Source organism: Pseudomonas sp. CCNWLW23 (genome assembly GCF_037095675.1).
Taxonomy (GTDB): Bacteria; Pseudomonadota; Gammaproteobacteria; order Pseudomonadales; family Pseudomonadaceae; genus Aquipseudomonas; species Aquipseudomonas atacamensis.
On record NZ_JBAWKM010000004.1, the window covers coordinates 237,008 to 254,415 of the forward strand.

Annotated in this window: 15 protein-coding genes and 2 pseudogenes; 10 read left to right on the top strand and 7 right to left on the bottom strand. The window is 59.3% G+C overall.

Features of this window, described 5'->3' with window-relative positions:
- Positions 1 to 209 precede the first annotated feature (209 nt).
- Both V8J63_RS08135 and V8J63_RS08140 read right to left on the bottom strand, forming a co-directional pair.
- Positions 210 to 680: a MaoC family dehydratase gene (locus V8J63_RS08135; RefSeq protein ID WP_003227420.1), complete on the bottom strand. Its 471-nt coding sequence runs from the start codon at positions 678 to 680 to the stop codon at positions 210 to 212.
- Between the two features lie 44 nt (positions 681 to 724).
- Positions 725 to 1,669 carry an alpha/beta hydrolase gene (locus V8J63_RS08140; protein WP_130927182.1) on the bottom strand — a complete coding sequence of 315 codons (945 nt, stop codon included), beginning with the start codon at positions 1,667 to 1,669 and terminating at the stop codon, positions 725 to 727.
- Positions 1,670 to 1,894: 225 nt separating this feature from the next.
- On the opposite strand from V8J63_RS08140, the gene fadD2 reads away from it, so the two are divergent.
- Together fadD2 and fadD1 are read left to right on the top strand one after the other, a co-directional pair.
- A complete protein-coding gene (fadD2, locus tag V8J63_RS08145; RefSeq protein ID WP_024014054.1) occupies positions 1,895 to 3,583 on the top strand; it encodes a long-chain-fatty-acid--CoA ligase FadD2 in 1,689 nt (562 codons plus the stop codon).
- A 347-nt stretch (positions 3,584 to 3,930) separates the two neighbouring features.
- Complete coding sequence (gene fadD1, locus V8J63_RS08150) at positions 3,931 to 5,628, top strand: long-chain-fatty-acid--CoA ligase FadD1 (protein ID WP_024014053.1); 1,698 nt, start codon at positions 3,931 to 3,933, stop codon at positions 5,626 to 5,628.
- Between the two features lie 237 nt (positions 5,629 to 5,865).
- Here fadD1 and V8J63_RS08155 read toward each other — a convergent pair whose 3' ends face one another.
- Positions 5,866 to 6,243: a hypothetical protein gene (locus tag V8J63_RS08155; protein ID WP_336463873.1), complete on the bottom strand. Its 378-nt coding sequence runs from the start codon at positions 6,241 to 6,243 to the stop codon at positions 5,866 to 5,868.
- A gap of 194 nt (positions 6,244 to 6,437) precedes the next feature.
- On the opposite strand from V8J63_RS08155, the gene V8J63_RS08160 reads away from it, so the two are divergent.
- The 3 genes from V8J63_RS08160 (at position 6,438) to def (ending at position 8,285) form a co-directional block, all read left to right on the top strand.
- The gene (locus V8J63_RS08160) at positions 6,438 to 6,629 is read left to right on the top strand and encodes a CsbD family protein (protein ID WP_016775518.1); all 192 of its coding nucleotides are present in this window, start codon (positions 6,438 to 6,440) and stop codon (positions 6,627 to 6,629) included.
- Positions 6,630 to 6,792: 163 nt separating this feature from the next.
- Entirely contained in the window at positions 6,793 to 7,749 is a 957-nt protein-coding gene (locus V8J63_RS08165) for a YihY/virulence factor BrkB family protein (protein ID WP_336463874.1), read from the top strand.
- Positions 7,746 to 8,285 (top strand): peptide deformylase, encoded by a 540-nt coding sequence (def, locus tag V8J63_RS08170; RefSeq protein WP_130902303.1) that lies wholly within the window; start codon positions 7,746 to 7,748, stop codon positions 8,283 to 8,285. The genes V8J63_RS08165 and def overlap by 4 nt, the downstream gene beginning before the upstream one ends.
- Positions 8,286 to 8,400: 115 nt before the next feature.
- Here the strand turns inward: def and V8J63_RS08175 are convergent, their stop codons facing one another.
- Positions 8,401 to 8,823, bottom strand: coding sequence for a GNAT family N-acetyltransferase (locus V8J63_RS08175; protein WP_123443668.1), 423 nt, complete (start codon positions 8,821 to 8,823; stop codon positions 8,401 to 8,403).
- Between the two features lie 826 nt (positions 8,824 to 9,649).
- Between V8J63_RS08175 and V8J63_RS27745 the strand changes: the two are divergent.
- Together V8J63_RS27745 and V8J63_RS27750 are read left to right on the top strand one after the other, a co-directional pair.
- Positions 9,650 to 10,321: pseudogene (locus tag V8J63_RS27745) on the top strand (PAS domain-containing protein); the annotation flags it as partial.
- A gap of 117 nt (positions 10,322 to 10,438) precedes the next feature.
- Positions 10,439 to 10,864: pseudogene (locus V8J63_RS27750) on the top strand (methyl-accepting chemotaxis protein); the annotation flags it as partial.
- Positions 10,865 to 10,999: 135 nt separating this feature from the next.
- Here V8J63_RS27750 and V8J63_RS08185 read toward each other — a convergent pair.
- Entirely contained in the window at positions 11,000 to 12,424 is a 1,425-nt protein-coding gene (locus V8J63_RS08185) for an MFS transporter (protein ID WP_336463876.1), read from the bottom strand.
- 125 nt (positions 12,425 to 12,549) lie between these two features.
- Positions 12,550 to 12,990, bottom strand: a complete 441-nt coding sequence (locus tag V8J63_RS08190) for a PACE efflux transporter (RefSeq protein WP_130887391.1) — start codon at positions 12,988 to 12,990, stop codon at positions 12,550 to 12,552.
- Between the two features lie 122 nt (positions 12,991 to 13,112).
- Between V8J63_RS08190 and V8J63_RS08195 the strand changes: the two genes are divergently transcribed.
- Positions 13,113 to 13,985 (top strand): LysR family transcriptional regulator, encoded by an 873-nt coding sequence (locus V8J63_RS08195; protein WP_217878710.1) that lies wholly within the window; start codon positions 13,113 to 13,115, stop codon positions 13,983 to 13,985.
- A gap of 139 nt (positions 13,986 to 14,124) precedes the next feature.
- Here the strand turns inward: V8J63_RS08195 and V8J63_RS08200 are convergent, their stop codons facing one another.
- Positions 14,125 to 15,156 (bottom strand): LacI family DNA-binding transcriptional regulator, encoded by a 1,032-nt coding sequence (locus V8J63_RS08200; RefSeq protein ID WP_024014046.1) that lies wholly within the window; start codon positions 15,154 to 15,156, stop codon positions 14,125 to 14,127.
- 216 nt (positions 15,157 to 15,372) lie between these two features.
- On the opposite strand from V8J63_RS08200, the gene V8J63_RS08205 reads away from it, so the two are divergent.
- Both V8J63_RS08205 and V8J63_RS08210 read left to right on the top strand, forming a co-directional pair.
- Positions 15,373 to 15,906, top strand: a complete 534-nt coding sequence (locus V8J63_RS08205) for a gluconokinase (protein WP_110602466.1) — start codon at positions 15,373 to 15,375, stop codon at positions 15,904 to 15,906.
- 82 nt (positions 15,907 to 15,988) lie between these two features.
- Positions 15,989 to 17,341: a GntP family permease gene (locus V8J63_RS08210; RefSeq protein ID WP_016773551.1), complete on the top strand. Its 1,353-nt coding sequence runs from the start codon at positions 15,989 to 15,991 to the stop codon at positions 17,339 to 17,341.
- Positions 17,342 to 17,408: the final 67 nt, after the last annotated feature.

Sequence of the window (17,408 nt, forward strand, 5' to 3'; positions counted from 1 at the left end):
CGGAGGGAGAGGGGACTGACCGAGGTGAATGCCGGAGTTACGCCGACTTGAGCGATCTGAGTTGAACTCTGGTTCTGGAAGGTCTTGAAGATCGCCCGCGCCGAGCGCAGGATTTGAATCCGATGCAGATCAGCTCCCTTTCCCCCTCGCCCCCTTGGGGGAGAGGGCTGGGGTGAGGGGGTAGCAATCTACCTGACACTTCCCAATCATCAGCCAATACTGATCGCCGGCAATGTCGGCAACGTCACCGTCTGCTGTTTGCGCGGTGCGAGAATTTCGGCCTCGCCATCCACTACCAACTCATCACGCTGATTGAATACGCGAGTGGCAATGCGCACGCGGAATTTCGGCAGTTTCTCCAGAATTTCCAGGCGCACCGTCAGCGTGTCGCCGATCTTCACCGGCTTCTGGAAGCTCATCTGCTGACCGATATAGATAGTGCCCGGCCCAGGCAATTCACAGGCCACCGCTGCGCTGATCAGCGCACCGCTGAACATGCCGTGGGCGATGCGCTCCTTGAACATGCTGGCGGCGGCAAACTCGGCGTCCAGGTGCACCGGGTTGTGGTCGCCCGACATCGCGGCGAACAGCTGAATGTCGCGCTCTTCGACAGTCTTGCTGTAGCTGGCGGTCTGGCCGACTTCAAGGGCTTCGTAAGGGATGTTGGTAACCTGGGTCATCGGTCTCGATTCCTGTGACGGATTTCAGTCAATCCACAAAAAATTTATTCGCTGCGCTGTGGGCGCCGGTGGCTCAGGGCCTGGTCGATCCAGGCGAGCACATCGGTGGTCACTTCGTCGCGATTGCTTTCATTGAACAATTCGTGCCGGGCCTGCGGGTAGATCTTCAGTTGCAGATGCTGGCTGCCGGCCCTGCGCAAGGCATTGGCCAGATCTGTCAGACGCTTGCCCTCGCTCACCGGATCACATTCGCCGCCAATCACCAGCAGCGGCAGGCCCGGATCGATCTGCGCGAGATTGGACGCTTTGCTGATTTGCTGCAAGCCGCCGAGCAGGTCGATCCACAGCTGATTGGTGCAGCGAAAGCCGCACAACGGGTCGGCGGCGTACTTGTCGACCTCGGCCGGGTCGCGGCTCAGCCAGTCGAAACGGGTGCGCACCGGTTTGAATTTATTGTTGAACGTGCCGAACGACAGCCACTCGATCAATGCACTGCGGCCCTTGCCGCCCTGGCGCAGTTTTTCCAGCCGGGCTATCAGCCGCGCGGCGCGATACAGCGCCACCGGCTGGAAATTCGAGCCGCTGAGAATCGCCCCGTGCAGACTGGCGCTGTGGTGCAACAAATAGCCTTGGGCGATGTAGCTGCCCATGCTGTGGCCGAGGAGGATGATCGGCACGCCGGGATGTTGCTGGCCGATGTGCTGGTTGAGGCTGGCCAGATCGCCAACGACCTTGCACCAGCCATCGTCATCGGCGAAATGGCCGAGAGTGCCGTTGTCGGCGGTGCGGCCATGGCCACGCAGATCCGGGGCGTAGACGCCATAGTCTTTGTCGCAAAACGTGTCGGCGAGCCGCGCGTAGCGAGCGCTGTGTTCGGCCATGCCATGGGCCAGCAGAATCACCGCTTTCAATGGCGTGGCCGGCAGCCAGCGGTTGACGTACAGGCGGCTGCGGTCACTCGCGTCCAGCCAGAAGGTGTCGTGGGTCATGGCGATTCCTTTGCTCAGCATCGCCACAGTGTATAGCGCGTCTGATCAGCTCACGCCACGGCAGGAAGATTCACGGGATCAATGAGGGCTTGGGTCATATTTGCCTCAATGGCCATAGCTGCTAGTGTCCGTGAAGCTCCGCTTTGTGCTTTTCGCCTTCCATGGACGAAGCAGAAACGACAGAAAGCGGCTCCCGGATCGGCTCAGGTAACGAGGACAAGAACAATGCAACCTGATTTCTGGAATGACAAACGCCCGGCCGGCGTACCGCTGGACATCGACATGGGCGAGTTCAAGTCGGTCATCGAAGTGTTTGAGCGTTCCTGCAAGAAGTTCGCTGACCGCCCGGCGTTCAGCAGCATGGGCATCACCCTGACCTACGCCGAACTGGAGCGCCAGAGCGCGGCGTTCGCCGGTTACCTGCAGGCCCATACCGATCTGGTGCCGGGGGATCGCATTGCGGTGCAGATGCCCAACGTTCTGCATTATCCGATTGCCGTGTTCGGCGCGCTGCGCGCCGGGCTGATCGTGGTCAATACCAACCCGTTGTATACGCCACGGGAAATGCGCCACCAGTTCAAGGATTCCGGCGCGCGCGCGCTGGTCTATCTGAACCTGTTCGGGCAGAAAGTCCAGGAAGTGCTGCCTGACACCGACATCCAATATTTGATCGAAGCGAAGATGGGCGACCTGATGCCCACCGCCAAAGGCTGGCTGGTCAACACCGTGGTCAGCAAAGTGAAGAAACTGGTTCCCGAGTATTCGCTGCCGCAAGCGACCTCGTTCAAAAGCGCGCTGCGCATGGGCCGCGGCCTGGGCATCAAACCGCTGAACGTCGGCCTCGATGACATCGCCGTGCTGCAATACACCGGCGGCACCACCGGCCTGGCGAAGGGCGCGATGCTCACCCACGGCAATCTGGTGGCGAACATGCAGCAGGTGCGCGCCTGTCTGGCTCAGCTCGGCCCGGACGGTCAGCCGCTGTTGCGCGAAGGCCAGGAGGTGATGATCGCGCCGCTGCCGCTGTACCACATCTATGCTTTCACCGCGAATTGCATGTGCATGATGGTCTCGGGCAATCACAACGTACTGATCTCCAATCCGCGCGACATTGCCGGCTTCATCAAGGAACTGAAGAACTGGCGCTTCTCGGCGCTGCTGGGTTTGAACACCTTGTTCGTTGCGCTGATGGATCACCCTGACTTCAAGACCCTGGATTTCTCCAGTCTGAAGCTGACCAACTCCGGCGGCACCGCGCTGGTCAAGGCCACCGCCGAGCGCTGGGAGCAGATGACCGGTTGCCGTATCACCGAAGGCTACGGCCTGACCGAAACCTCGCCAGTAGCCTGCACCAACCCTTACGGCGATCAGTCGCGCCTGGGCACGGTGGGCCTGCCGGTGCCGGGCACGCTGGTGAAAATCATCAACGATGACGGCGTCGAACAGCCGCTGGGCGAGCGCGGCGAGCTGTGCATCAAAGGCCCGCAGATCATGAAGGGTTACTGGAACAAACCCGAAGCCACCGCCGAAGTGCTGGATGCCGAGGGTTGGTTCAAGTCTGGCGATATCGCCGTGATCGACCCGGACGGTTTTGTGCGCATCGTCGATCGCAAGAAGGACATGATCATCGTCTCCGGTTTCAACGTGTACCCCAACGAAATCGAAGACGTGGTCATGGCCCACCCGAAAGTCGCCAACTGCGCGGTCATCGGCGTGCCGGACGAACGTTCGGGAGAGGCGGTGAAGCTGTTTGTGGTAGCGCGGGAGAGCGGGGTCAGCCTGGAAGAGCTGAAGGCGTACTGCAAAGAGAATTTCACGGCCTACAAGGTGCCGAAACACATCGTGCTGCGTGAGTCGTTGCCGATGACGCCTGTAGGGAAAATTCTGCGGCGCGAGTTGCGGGATATCGCCTAGGTCTGAACCGCAGCGCTTGTGACATTCGCGAGCAGGCTCGCTCCCACAGGTATCGATGGTTTCTGTGGGAGCGAGCCTGCTCGCGAATCTTTTGTGCCCGCTGAATTCGGGGGTTTTGGGGAGTTATAGGATTTTTGCTCTAAAATGACCGCTGGAAAGTCTTGAGTCATCAATATGACTGTAGGGGCCTCTTTTGGCTCTGGTCGACCCTTGGCAAAGCTGCTACTCTCGGCGCGCTTTGTGACTTCTCGGCCTGTAAAACGCCGGATTCACCAATACAAAACACACACCAATAATAATCGCATCAAATGCGGTGAAGAATTCGCGTTGCTGAGGAGTGGGCTTCCATGATCGAAGACTTTTGGAAGGATAAGTACCCGGCTGGAATCGCAGCCGAGATCAATCCAGACGAGTATCCGAACATTCAGGCAGTGTTGAAGCAATCCTGCCAACGCTTCGCCAACAAACCGGCTTTCAGCAACCTCGGCAAGACAATCACCTACGGTGAGCTGTACGAGCTGTCCGGGGCCTTTGCCGCGTATCTGCAACAGCATACCGACTTGCAGCCCGGTGATCGAATCGCCGTGCAACTGCCCAACGTCCTCCAGTACCCGGTCGCGGTCTTCGGTGCCATTCGCGCCGGGCTGATCGTGGTCAACACCAACCCGCTGTACACCGCGCGGGAAATGGAACACCAATTCAACGACTCCGGCGCCAAAGCCCTGGTGTGCCTGGCGAACATGGCGCACCTGGCCGAAGCCGTGGTGCCGAAGACCGGCGTCAAGCACGTCATCGTCACCGAAGTCGCCGACTTGCTGCCGCCGATCAAGCGCCTGCTGATCAACAGCGTCATCAAGTACGTGAAGAAAATGGTCCCGGCCTATCACTTGCCCAAAGCCATCAAATTCAACGACGTCCTGAGCAAGGGCCACGGCCAGCCAGTGGCCGAAGCCAACCCGGACAGCGGCGATGTCGCGGTGCTGCAATACACCGGCGGCACCACCGGCGTGGCCAAGGGCGCGATGCTGACGCACCGCAACCTGGTCGCCAACATGCTGCAATGCAAGGCGCTGATGGGCTCCAACCTCAACGAAGGCTGCGAGATCCTGATCACGCCGCTGCCGCTGTATCACATCTATGCGTTCACCTTTCATTGCATGGCGATGATGCTGATCGGCAACCACAACATCCTGATCAGCAACCCGCGCGACCTGCCGGCGATGGTCAAGGAACTGTCGAAGTGGAAGTTCAGCGGTTTTGTCGGTCTGAACACGCTGTTCGTGGCGCTGTGCAACAACGAAGGTTTCCGCAAACTGGATTTCTCCGCGCTTAAAGTCACCCTGTCCGGCGGCATGGCCCTGCAACTGGCCGCAGCCGAGCGCTGGAAAGCCGTGACCGGTTGCGCCATCTGCGAAGGCTACGGCATGACCGAAACCAGCCCAGTGGCCACGGTCAACCCGATCCAGCACATCCAGATCGGCACCATTGGCATTCCGGTACCGTCGACCCTGTGCAAAGTCATCGACGATGCCGGTGTCGAGCAGCCGCTGGGCGAAATCGGCGAGTTGTGCGTCAAAGGCCCGCAAGTGATGAAGGGTTACTGGCAGCGTCAGGAAGCCACCGATGAAATGCTCGACAGCGACGGCTGGCTGAAAACCGGTGACATCGCGCTGATCCAGCCGGACGGCTACATGCGCATCGTCGATCGCAAGAAAGACATGATTCTGGTGTCTGGCTTCAACGTCTATCCGAACGAACTGGAAGACGTGCTGGCGACTTTGCCGGGCGTGTTGCAGTGTGCGGCGATCGGCGTGCCGGACGAGAAGTCGGGTGAGGCGATCAAGATTTTCATCGTCGCCAAACCGGGAGTGACCCTGACCAAAGAACAGGTCATGGACCACATGCGCGCCAACGTTACCGGCTACAAAGTGCCGCGTTCGGTGGAATTCCGCGATGCCCTGCCGACCACCAACGTCGGCAAGATCCTGCGCCGCGAATTGCGGGATGAAGAGCTGAAGAAGATCAAGGCCAAGTCTGCCGCGTAATAAAAAGCCCCGCAGATGCGGGGCTTTTTGTTGGTGCCGAGTAGGGCTTGAGTCATGCTTCGAGACTGCCCCTCACCCCAGCCCTCTCCCAGAGGGAGAGGGAGCCGATCAGGGATAATTCGGATCTTGAGTTCGGCTGGATATTTCAGGTTGGCATATTCCGCGAGAGCAACTCGGTCAGTCCCCTCTCCCTCTGGGAGAGGGCTAGGGTGAGGGGAACGGGCCGCGCCGCCAATATTACTGACGAAACGGCGCAAAATTCACATTGGTCCCCGCCGGTCGCATGTCCTGCAGATACGAATCCTTGTCCGCACTCAATTCCAGGCTCAGCGCCGCCTTGCGTTTGCCTTCGTTGCGAATCACCAAACCTTCGAGCTTTTCGCGCAGGAACACCGTCGGCACTTCCAGGTGCAGCAATTCATCGGTGGCCGGGGTGTGCAGCAGCAAGTGAATCCACTCGTACTGACCGATGGCCAGACGCGACACCGGCAGGTCGAACCACCAGATGTTGCGGTTACGGTTCAGTTCGGCGAAGTGGCAGTTGTTGGTGCCGAGCACGGCGCCGCCCAGTTCCTGGTTGCGACGGGCGATGGCCTGGGTTTTATTGAGCTTCATGACATTCCTGCGAATCGGTGTGCCGGGCTCAGCGCCCGTAGGCTGAGCATTCTCGGGGCAACGCCGGCAAACATAAAGCGCAACCTGCATGCCACGACGAAATGCCGGCAAAATAAATGAAACTCGGCGCAAAGCGCACCGGTCAATCGTTACGTAATGACTTTTCTTCCCTTTATGCTTCACGGAGAAACACCATGAGTAGCACAGGCGATAAAGTAAAAGGCATGGCCAACGAAGCCGTCGGCAATATCAAGCAAGGCGTCGGCAAAGCTACTGATAACGACAAGATGCGCGCCGAAGGCAAGGTTCAAGAGAAAAAAGGTGAAGCCCAGCAAGCGGTTGGCAACGCCAAGGACGCTGTGAAAAAGGGCGTCGACAAGGCGTAAGCGAGCCTTGAACGAATCACACGAGCGGCCATCCAAGGATGGCCGTTTTTGTATCAGAACCCTGCGGTCATCCGCCAAAGGATCGCCAAGTAGGCTACCTTGAGGTAAAAAACGGCCCCTGAGTCGCCACGACTTCAACCTTTTGCGGCGCAAGGAGACGCGAATGATATTCCCGGACATGAAAGGTCTGCCCCTGCACCGGGTGATGGTGCGCACGGTCACTGAGTTCGTCGATGACGAAATGTCGACCTACGCCTCGGCACTGGCCTACCAGATGCTGTTCTCGCTCTTCCCGTTCATTCTTTTCCTGATCGCCCTGATCGGTTTCCTGCACCTGCCGGATTTCTTCTCCTGGCTGCGTCTGCAATCCGAACTGGTGCTGCCGCCGCAGGCGCTGGAGCAGGTCAATCCGGTGATCGATCAGTTGCAGCAATCCAAGGGTGGCCTGCTGTCCATCGGTATCGTCATCGCCCTGTACACCGCGTCCGCCGGCGTGCGCCTGATGATGAGCGCGATGAACGCCGCTTACGACGTGGTCGAAGGCCGGCCGATCTGGAAGCGTTTCCCTTTGTCGATCGTCTACACCGTCGGCATCGCCGGCATGCTGCTGATCGCCGCCGCGCTGATGGTGCTCGGGCCGCAGGTGATGGGCTGGATTGCCGCACAAGTGGGGCTGGAAGACTTCATCGTCACGGTGTGGACGATTGCGCGCTGGCCGGTGATCGTGATTCTGATGATGGTCGCGGTGGCGTTGATCTATTACGTGATGCCCGACGTCAAACAGGACTTCCGCTTCATCACCCCAGGTTCGGTGCTGGCGGTGGTGGTGTGGATCCTAGCCTCGTTGGGGTTTGCCTTTTACGTGAAAACCTTCGCCAACTACAACGCGATGTATGGCAGCATCGGGGCGATCATCGTGCTCTTGCTGTATTTCTACATTTCCTCCGCAGTCCTGTTGCTCGGCGCGGAGATGAACGCGGTGATTGAGCACATGTCCGCCGAAGGCAAGGAAAAGGGCGAAAAAGCCCCTGGCGAGCCTGACGAATCCCCCAAACAACACGTCTCGGGCCTGGGCCGCGATCATTCGCTCAAGCCGGACACTGACGAAGCGCGACCATGATTCGTGAAATTCTGAAAATGGGTGATGAGCGCCTGCTGCGCATCGCCGCGCCGGTACCACCGGAAATGTTCAACAGCGCCGAGCTCTGGCAATTGATCGACGACATGTTCCAGACCATGGAAAGCGTCGGCGGCGTTGGCCTCGCGGCGCCGCAGATCGGCGTCGACCTGCAACTGGTGATCTTCGGCTTCGAACACAGCGAGCGTTACCCGGATGCTGAAGCAGTGCCGCAGACGATCCTGATCAATCCGCTGATCACGCCGTTGAATCCACTGATGGAAGAGGGCTTCGAAGGCTGTCTTTCGGTGCCGGGGCTGCGCGGCGCGGTGGAGCGTTATCAGCAGATTCGCTACGAAGGCTTTGATCCCAAGGGCGAGCCGATCATGCGCGTGGCCTCGGGGTTTCATGCACGGGTGGTGCAGCATGAATGCGATCACCTGATCGGCCGGCTGTATCCGTCGCGGATTACCGATTTCAGCAAATTCGGTTTTACCGAAGTGCTGTTTCCGGACCTTGATCCCATGGCTGACGACTGATTGTCAGAACACCATCAACCCCTGTGGGAGCGAGCCTGCTCGCGAACGCGGAGTATCAGAACCAACTTCGGCGCTGACACACCGCATTCGCGAGCAGGCTCGCTCCCACAAGAGTTCAGCGTAAATCTGCGGGATTGAGTTCCATCGCAATCATCGGCTTGCTCCGCGCATACCGACTCAACCGCTCGGCCATCGCCTGCGGCAGCGGCGGATCGAAGCTGAACCCACGCCGCTCATAAAACCCGCGCAAATCCGGATGGCAAAACAGCCACACCGGCTCGTCCACCTCAGCAACCGCCGCCGCGATCAGTTGCGCAGCAATGCCCTGCTCGCGACACCCCGGATCAACAAACACCCCCGTCAGCCAATGCCCGCCCGATACTGGACGCAGGCACAGCGCCGCAACGATCTCGCCGCGCCGCGCTACCCACAATTGTGCCTCGCGCACGGCTTTCATCGACGACTGGTGGCTGCGGTAGAACTTGTTCATCAGCGGCCACAACGATTCGTCGAGCTGGCTGTAGTGGATATCGGACATGGTTCGGGCTGTCGCTGCGAAAAGCGCCGATTATAAAAGAACGCGCGCTTCGGGATAGGTGTATACCTGAACTCACACCCCTGTGAGTGGAGTACCGATCATGTCCAAAGGTATGGATTCAAAGAAAGCCGCGAAGAAGAAACCGGCCAAAACTGCGATTGAAAAACGTGCCGAGAAGAAAGCCAAGAAGGTCGACATCTTCGGCCATTAAGCAATCTCTACGGGAGCCCGTTTCGCGGGCTTCCGCTTCGCTGGCGAAAACGCCCGTTTTCGCCACACTGTCTCCCGCGCTGAACCGTTTCTTGTGCAAAAAATGCCAGATACTGGCCGACTAGTGGCCTTGCGCCCGGCGTCGGGATGGCTATGCTTTGCAGGTAACTAACCATGTCGACCGTCATGCCAACAGGGCGGCGGTACCAGGTTGGTCCGTGATTCATGCTGCCAGAGTGCGCAATCCAAGGCACCGACACTGAACCAACAAGGAGCGTCATCTAAATGGAAGTTCTTCTACGCGTTAGGGCTGGCCCGCTTGCGGGCTATCAAGAAAAGGATGTCTTGATCAGAGCGTCGCTGCTGGGACCCTCCGATTGATCATCATTTATCACCTGACAACTTCCTCCCGTGGAGGAAGGCGTGTGCCTGTTCTGTGGAACGTAGTGATGGATCTTGCAAGACCTGAACTTTCATCAAATCAAAAGAACGCGCGGAAGGTGATACAACCATGTTCAACCTACATCACAAGGCTGACCTGCGGGAAATCGAGCGTTTCAGCTGTGCGCTGACCGAGGCCAACGCGAAAATAGAGGCAATCAGCCGCTCGATGGCGATGATCGAGTTCACCCCGGACGGCATCGTTCTCGACGCCAATGAGAACTTCTGCAAGACCATGGGCTACAGCGCCGAAGAAGTGCGCGGCAAACACCATCGGATCTTCTGCGAAGAAAGCTTTTATCGCAGCGAGGACTACGCGAAGTTGTGGCGTGACCTGGCCCGTGGTGAACCGTTCAGCGGCACGTTCCTGCGTCTGAACAAGAGTGGCCGGGAAATCTGGCTTGAAGCCAGTTACATGCCGGTGTTCGGGCCTGACAAACAGGTCAGAAGTGTCATCAAGGTTGCGGCGGACATCACCGCACGCATCAACAAAGAGCATGAAGAAGAAGCCATGCTGGCGGCGATCGGCCGTTCCATGGCGGTGATCGAGTTTACCCCCGAAGGCAATGTCATCCGCGCCAACGACAACTTCCTGCAGACCATGCAGTACACGCACCCTGAAATTGTCGGCCAGCACCACAGCCTGTTCTGTCACCGCGCCGAAGCCGAATCCGCGCAGTACAAGGCGTTCTGGGCTTCGCTCAATCGCGGCGAATATCACTCGCACCGTTTCGAGCGCAAGAACAAGTCCGGGCAGATGGTTTATCTGGAAGCCTCGTACAACCCGCTGTTCGACGCCAAGGGCCGCTTGTACAAAGTGGTCAAGTTCGCCAGCGACATCACCAAGCAGATGACCACCCTGCAAAACGCTGCGGAATCGGCCCACAGCACCTCGGTACAAAACGACGCGTGCGCGCAAAAAGGCTCACAAGTCGTGCAGCAGACCGTGCAGATCATTCAGGACATTTCCCGCGATCTGAACGAAGCGGCGGTGAGCATCGATGCGGTCAGCAAACAGTCGGACATCATCGGCACCATCGTCCAGACCATTCGCGGCATTGCCGATCAGACCAACCTGCTGGCACTCAATGCAGCGATCGAAGCGGCGCGCGCCGGTGAGCATGGACGCGGTTTTGCCGTCGTCGCCGATGAGGTGCGCAGCCTCGCCGCGCGGACCAGTCAGGCCACTCTGGAAATTGTCGACGTGGTGCGCAAGAACCACGACCTGTCGCTGAGCGCGGTGTCGAGCATGCAGTCGAGCCTGAGCCGAACCGGGTTGGGCGTGGAGCTGGCGAACGAGGCGGGCGAGGTGATCCTCGAGATTCAGCAGGGCTCGCGGCATGTGGTGGATGCGATCAGCCAGTTCAATGAAACCCTGCAATTGAACTGAGCTGTTCAACGTCACCAATAGCCAATGTGGGAGCGAGCCTGCTCGCGAAAGCGTTGTGTCAGTCAAGCCTATAGCCACTGACAAGACGCCTTCGCGAGCAGGCTCGCTCCCACAGTTGAGTCATGTGTTGGCCTTTCAGCGATGCGCGATATTTTCCAGTGCAAGATTACGCGTACGCGGGCCGAACCAGCCGATGGTCAGCATCACGATCAGCATGCTGATGACGATGAACGCCAGTACCCCCGGCGTGCCGAAATTATCCAGAAACATGCCGATCAGCAGACTGCTGAACACCGTCGACAAGCGACTGAACGAATAGCAGAACCCGACCGCGCGGGCGCGGATGTTGGTCGGGAACAGTTCGCTCTGGTAGGAGTGATAACTGAAGCTCAACCAGGCGTTGCAGAAGGTGATCATCACGCCGCAGAAAATCAGCCCGAACGCGCTGCTCTGCAGGGCGAACAGGGTGCCGAAGGTCATCGCGCCGAGGGCCGAGCCGACGATCTGCCATTTGTTTTCGAAGCGGTTGGCGAACTTCACAAACAGCAACGGCCCGAGCGGGTAGGCGAGGGTGATGATGAAGGCGTACATCAAACTGTGGGTGACGCTCACGCCTTGCCCCGAAAGCAGCGCCGGCAACCAGTTGCCGAAACCGAAGAAACCGATCGCCTGAAAGATGTGGAAGACGATCAACATCAATGCGCGGCGGCGGTAGGGCGGCTGCCAGATATCGGCGAAGCGGCCCTTGCCTTCGACATCGACGGGCACCGGTTCCGGCGCATCCAGCGCTTTGCCGTAATCCTTGGCGCAGCGCGCTTCGAGATGGTCGAGGATCCGGTTGGCCTCATCAAAGCGACCATGCTGCGCCAGCCAGCGCGGCGATTCCGGCAGACGCTTGCGCAGCCACCAGATAAACAGCGCGAACACCGCGCTGGCCAGCACCACCCAACGCCAGCCGGACACCCCGAACGGCGCTTGTGGCACCAGCCACCACGACATCAAGGCCACCGCCGGCACCGAGAGGAACTGCACGAAAAACGCAAAGGCGAACGCCGAGCTGCGCATGCGCTTGGGCACCAGTTCCGAGAGGTAAGCGTCGATGGTCACCAGCTCGATACCGAGGCCGATGCCGACCAGAAAACGCATGCCGATGATGCCCAGCGCCGAGGTCTGAATGCCCATCAGCACTGTCGCCACCGTGTACCAGATCAGCGCGAAGGTGAAGATCGCCCGGCGGCCGAAACGATCCGCCAGCGGACTGAGCAGGCTGGCGCCGAGGAACAGGCCGAGGAACGTCGCCGAGGCAAACGCCGCCTGATCGGAGAAACCGAACACCCCCTGATTGCCCGTGGCGAACAAGCCGTCGCGAATCAGCCCAGGACTGATGTAGGCGGTCTGGAACAGATCGTAGAGTTCGAAAAATCCGCCGATCGACAGCAGCGCCACCAGACGCCAGATGGTAGCAACGGCGGGCAGCCGATCGATGCGGGCGGAAATTTCGGCGGCGCGTACCGGGTCGATGCCATCACTGGGCGCGGCGGCGGGAGCGTGAGCAGTCATAGGCTGATCCATTTTTTATTGATGGAAAAGCTTAGCCTGCTATCGGTGTTAGCGGATTGTGAATGTCGGCGGTTTAACAGGTTGAACCGCTGATTTCTCGCAATATCTGCTTACGAATTAGCGATTTATGTCGCAGCGGTAGAATCCGGCAGCGCCGAGCTCGGCAGGCCGAAAATGCGGTCGAACAGCCAGTTGAATACGAAGGTGTAGCACGGGATGAAAATGATCAGTGCCAGATCCAGCAGGAACGCCTGCATCAGGCTGATGTTCATCCACCACGCAATCAGCGGAATCAGGAACACGATCAGCGTCAGTTGAAAGCCGACCGCATGGGCGATGCGCCGTTTGACCGTACGGGTGCGCGAGATCTGGCGACTTTCCCAGCGCTCGAACAATGAGGTGTAGATGAAATTCCAGGTCACGGCGATGCTGGTGATGATCACCGCCAGCGGCCCGGTGCTGCCCGGCGATGTACCCGACAACAACGCCAGACCGAGGGCCGAGAAGGTCATGCCGATCACTTCGTAGAGCGACACGTAGACCAGTTTGCGTTTCACGCCTTGCATACAGATTTGCCTCTTTCTTGCCAAATGTTGGCCAGCAGGGCTGGCGAAGGCGGCGAAAGATAGCTTCAATAGACCTGACAGAAAAAGTCGGTAGCTTTCAGTTTTATTGATAGGTGAGGCATTTGAATTTCAGTAGCGACAGCATTGAGTTGTTTCTCGCGGTGATCGAACGCGGCTCGTTCTCCGCCGCCGCGCGGCAGTTGGGTAAGGTGCCGTCGGCAGTAAGCATGGGCATCGCCAATCTTGAAGCGGAACTCGGTTACCCGCTGTTCGACCGCAGTCATCGAGAGCCGCAACCCACGGCGATGGCGCAGTCGTTGGTGCCCCACGCGCGACTGATCGCCGAGCAGCTCAAGCAGTTGCAGGTGCACGCGGTGGAGCTGTCGCTGGGGCTGGAAAGCAGGTTGTCGATTGGCGTGGTTGCGGACGTTGATCGGCGGCGCTTGCTGGCAGCGATCAAGGTGATTGCCGAGCGGCATCCGTTGCTCGACATCGAAGTGCTGACTGCGCCGCAGGATGATGTGCTGGCGATGTTGCACCGTGGCCGGGTCAGCCTGTGCCTGGCGTTCGCCGGTTTGAGCGTGAATGCGCTGGAGCGGTTTCAGTTTGTCGGCAGCGAACGCATGATCGCCACGCTGGCGGCGGACAGCCCGTTGTTGCAGGGGCGTGATGTGTTTCTCGAAGATCTGGTGCAGGTGCGGCAGATCATCGTCGCCAGCCGTGACTTGCCGATCAGCGAAACGCGGCCGTTGGTGGCCGAATCCTACTGGCGTACGGACAATCTTGAGACGGCAATGGAAATGGTCGAAGCGGGGTTGGGCTGGGGTAATTTTCCGCTGTCGGTGGTGCAGCCGTGGCTGGACACGGGACGTTTGAAAAGGCTGAATTTTCGCAACATCGAAAATGGCCTGGTGCTGCCGGTGCACGCGGTGTGGCTCAAGAGCCAGCCATTGCAGAAGGGCGCGCAGGCTTTAGTGGACCTGCTCAGCCATTGAATTTGATAGAGATCCCCTGTGGGAGCGAGCCTGCTCGCGAAGGCGTCGTGTCAGCTGCATCAATGCTGACTGACCCACCGCTTTCGCGAGCAGGCTCGCTCCCACACGGGTTGTGTTTCAACTCAGCATTTGTGAAGGGTCAGGTACTCTCGCGCACCTTCAGCTCAAATCCCATGTCCTCCACAGGTCGCGCTACTTTGTTACCCGCCATCAACGTGAGCATCTGCTCCGCCGCGCGCCGGCCGATCGCCTCGCGTGGGGTATTGATGCTGCTCAGGCGCGGGACCATGTGCTCGGACATCGGCAAATCGTTGAAACCGAGGATCGCCACCTGCTCGGGAATCTTGATGCCGTTACGCAAGGCTTCAAGCAGCGCACCTTGGGCCAGGTCATCGTTGCCGAAGAAAATCGCATCAACATCCGGATGCGCCGCCAGCAATTGCAGGAACAACTCGCCACCCAAGCCCACCGACGAAGCACGCGGTGTCAGCACTTCCAGATCCGGGTCGTAACGGCCCGCCTTCTGCAACGCCTTGCGGAAGCCTTCACCGCGCAACAACGTGCGCTGATCCAGCTGCGCACCAATGTAGGCCAAGCGCTTGCGTCCGCGAGACAGAAGGTGTTCGGCGGCAGTTTCCCCGGCGCTCAACTGCGAGAAACCCACGCAATTGACTCCGGCAGCACTGTCGAGCTCCATCATGTACACGCAAGGAATGTTGCTGGCCTCGATCATCCGCCGCGAACTTTCCGTGCGATCAAACCCGGTCAGCAAAAAGCCGCGCGGCTGATAAGCCATGTAGTTGCGCAGCAGGTTTTCTTCTTCATCGCGCGAGTAGTGGAAGTTGCCGATCAGCACTTCGAAGCCCTTGGGCGTCAGCACCCGATGAATGGCTTCCAGGGTGTCGATGAACAGCAGGTTGGACAGCGACGGCACGAGTACCACTACCGAATGGCTCTGCGCCGAGGCCAGTGCGCGGGCGGCGGGGTTGACTACGTAGTTGAGTTCGAGCGCGGCTTTCTGCACTTTTTCCACCAGTTCGGTGGCTACCGTGCTCACCCCGCGCAAGGCGCGCGAGGCAGTGATCGGGCTGACGCCGGCCAGGCGGGCTACTTCGTTGAGGGTCGGACGGCCGGTGGTGCGGGTATTTTTATCGTTCTTGGGGGAGGTCATCGGGCGGCTTGCCAAACAAAAATCAAGGCACTAAGGTAGCGCTGTCCTGATGCAGCTGCAAATGCGTGAGCGCGGTCCTGCCTGATCAGTGCTCTTTGGCGTCAGGAACAAACCTGCTGCAACCCAAAAAAACGACAAGAAGGCGTCGGCAACTTCTGCCTGTGCACTAGAGTCATAGCTAGCAAAGGTAGCGCTGTCTGCGCGCTGAGGTGTTATATGAGTCATCCCATCACCGCCCTGGTCATCATGGGCGTTGCCGGTTGCGGCAAGACGTGCGTCAGCCAGGCCCTGTGCCAATTGAGCGGCGCCACTGCCATTGAAGGCGATACTTTTCATCCGGCCGCGAACATCGAAAAGATGAGCGCGGGGATCCCCCTGAACGACGAAGACCGCGCCGGCTGGCTCGACAGCCTGTGCGATGAACTGCGTCGCGTCGATGCCCAAGGCCAACGCCCGGTGTTGACCTGCTCCGCCCTTAAACACAGCTATCGCGAACGTCTGCGCAGTGCCTTGCCGGGCCTGGGTTTCGTGTTTCTTGAATTGACTCCGGAAGTCGCCGCCGAGCGTGTATCGCACCGCCCGGGCCACTTCATGCCGGCAACGTTGATCGAAAGCCAGTTCGCCACCCTCGAATCGCCCGAGGGCGAGCCGCTGACTCTGCCGCTCAATGCCTCGATTCACAGCGTCGAAGAGCTGGCCCTGCAGGCTCACGTCTGGTGGCAGGCCAACGGTCTGAAACAGGCGGTATGAGTATGTTGAAAAAGACAGCGCTGTCCTCCCGACTTCTGTTCAACCCGCTTTAATAACAACAACAATCCAGGAGACACCCCCCATGTTTGGCATGTCCCACGAGACGTTCCTGCTGCTCGATGCGGTGGTCACGGTAATCGGCCTGATTATCCTGATCACCAAATTCAAGATTCACCCGTTCATAGCCCTGACCATCGCCGCCGCATTTCTTGGCCTGACTTCCGGCATGCCGATCAACACCATCATCAAGGCGTTCCAGGACGGCTTCGGTGGCGTGCTCGGTTTCGTCGGCATCATCCTCGCCCTGGGCACCATGCTCGGCAAAATGATGGCCGAATCCGGCGGCGCCGATCAGATCGCCCAGACCCTGATCCGCGCCTTCGGCAAGGACAAAGTCCAATGGGCAATGATGTTCGCCGCGTTCCTGGTGGGCATCCCGCTGTTCTTCGAAATCGGCTTCGTGCTGCTGATTCCGCTGGTGTTCATCGTTGCGCGTCGCACTGGCGTATCGATCATCAAAATCGGTATCCCGCTGCTCGCCGGCCTCTCTGCCGTGCACGGTCTGGTGCCGCCGCACCCGGGTCCGCTGCTGGCCATCGGCGTGTTCGGCGCTGACATCGGCAAGACCATTCTCTACGGTCTGATCGTCGCACTGCCGACCGCTATCATTGCCGGTCCGATCTTCGGTACTTTCATCGCCAAGCACATCCCGGGTCACCCGAATCAGGAGCTGGTCGATCAACTGGCCCGTGAAAACGATTCGGCCAACCTGCCAAGCTTCAGCATTACTCTGGTCACCGTGCTGCTGCCGGTGTTCCTGATGCTGCTGAAAACCTTCGCTGACGTGGCGCTGCCGGACGGCAACTTCTTCCGCATCTGGATGGACATGATCGGCCACCCGATCTCCGCACTGCTGCTGGCGTTGCTGTTGTCGCTGTACACCTTCGGCTACAAGCAGGGCATCGGTTCCAACCAGATGCTCAAGTGGCTCGACGCAAGCCTGGCGCCTACCGCTGCGATCATTCTGATCATCGGTGCCGGCGGTGGCTTCAAGCAGATGCTGGTGACCAGCGGCGTGGGTGACGTGATCGGCCACATGGCGGTCAGCGCGCAGATCTCGCCGATCCTGCTGGCCTGGCTGGTGGCGGCGGTGATCCGTATTGCAACCGGTTCGGCCACTGTGGCGACCATCACTGGCGCTGGCATTGTGGTGCCGGTTGTCGGCATGATTCCGGGCGTCAACCGTGAGCTGCTGGTGCTGGCCACCGGCGCCGGTTCGCTGATCCTGTCCCACGTCAACGACGCCGGTTTCTGGCTGGTCAAGCAGTACTTCAACATGACCGTGGCCGAAACCTTCAAGACCTGGACCGCGATGGAAACCATCCTCTCGGTGGTCGGCCTGGGCTTTATCCTGCTGCTGTCGCTGTTCGTTTAAGCGGCAGTTTGCAGGCACAAAAAAACCGCAGTGATGCGGTTTTTTTGTGTCCTGATTTCACGGTTCA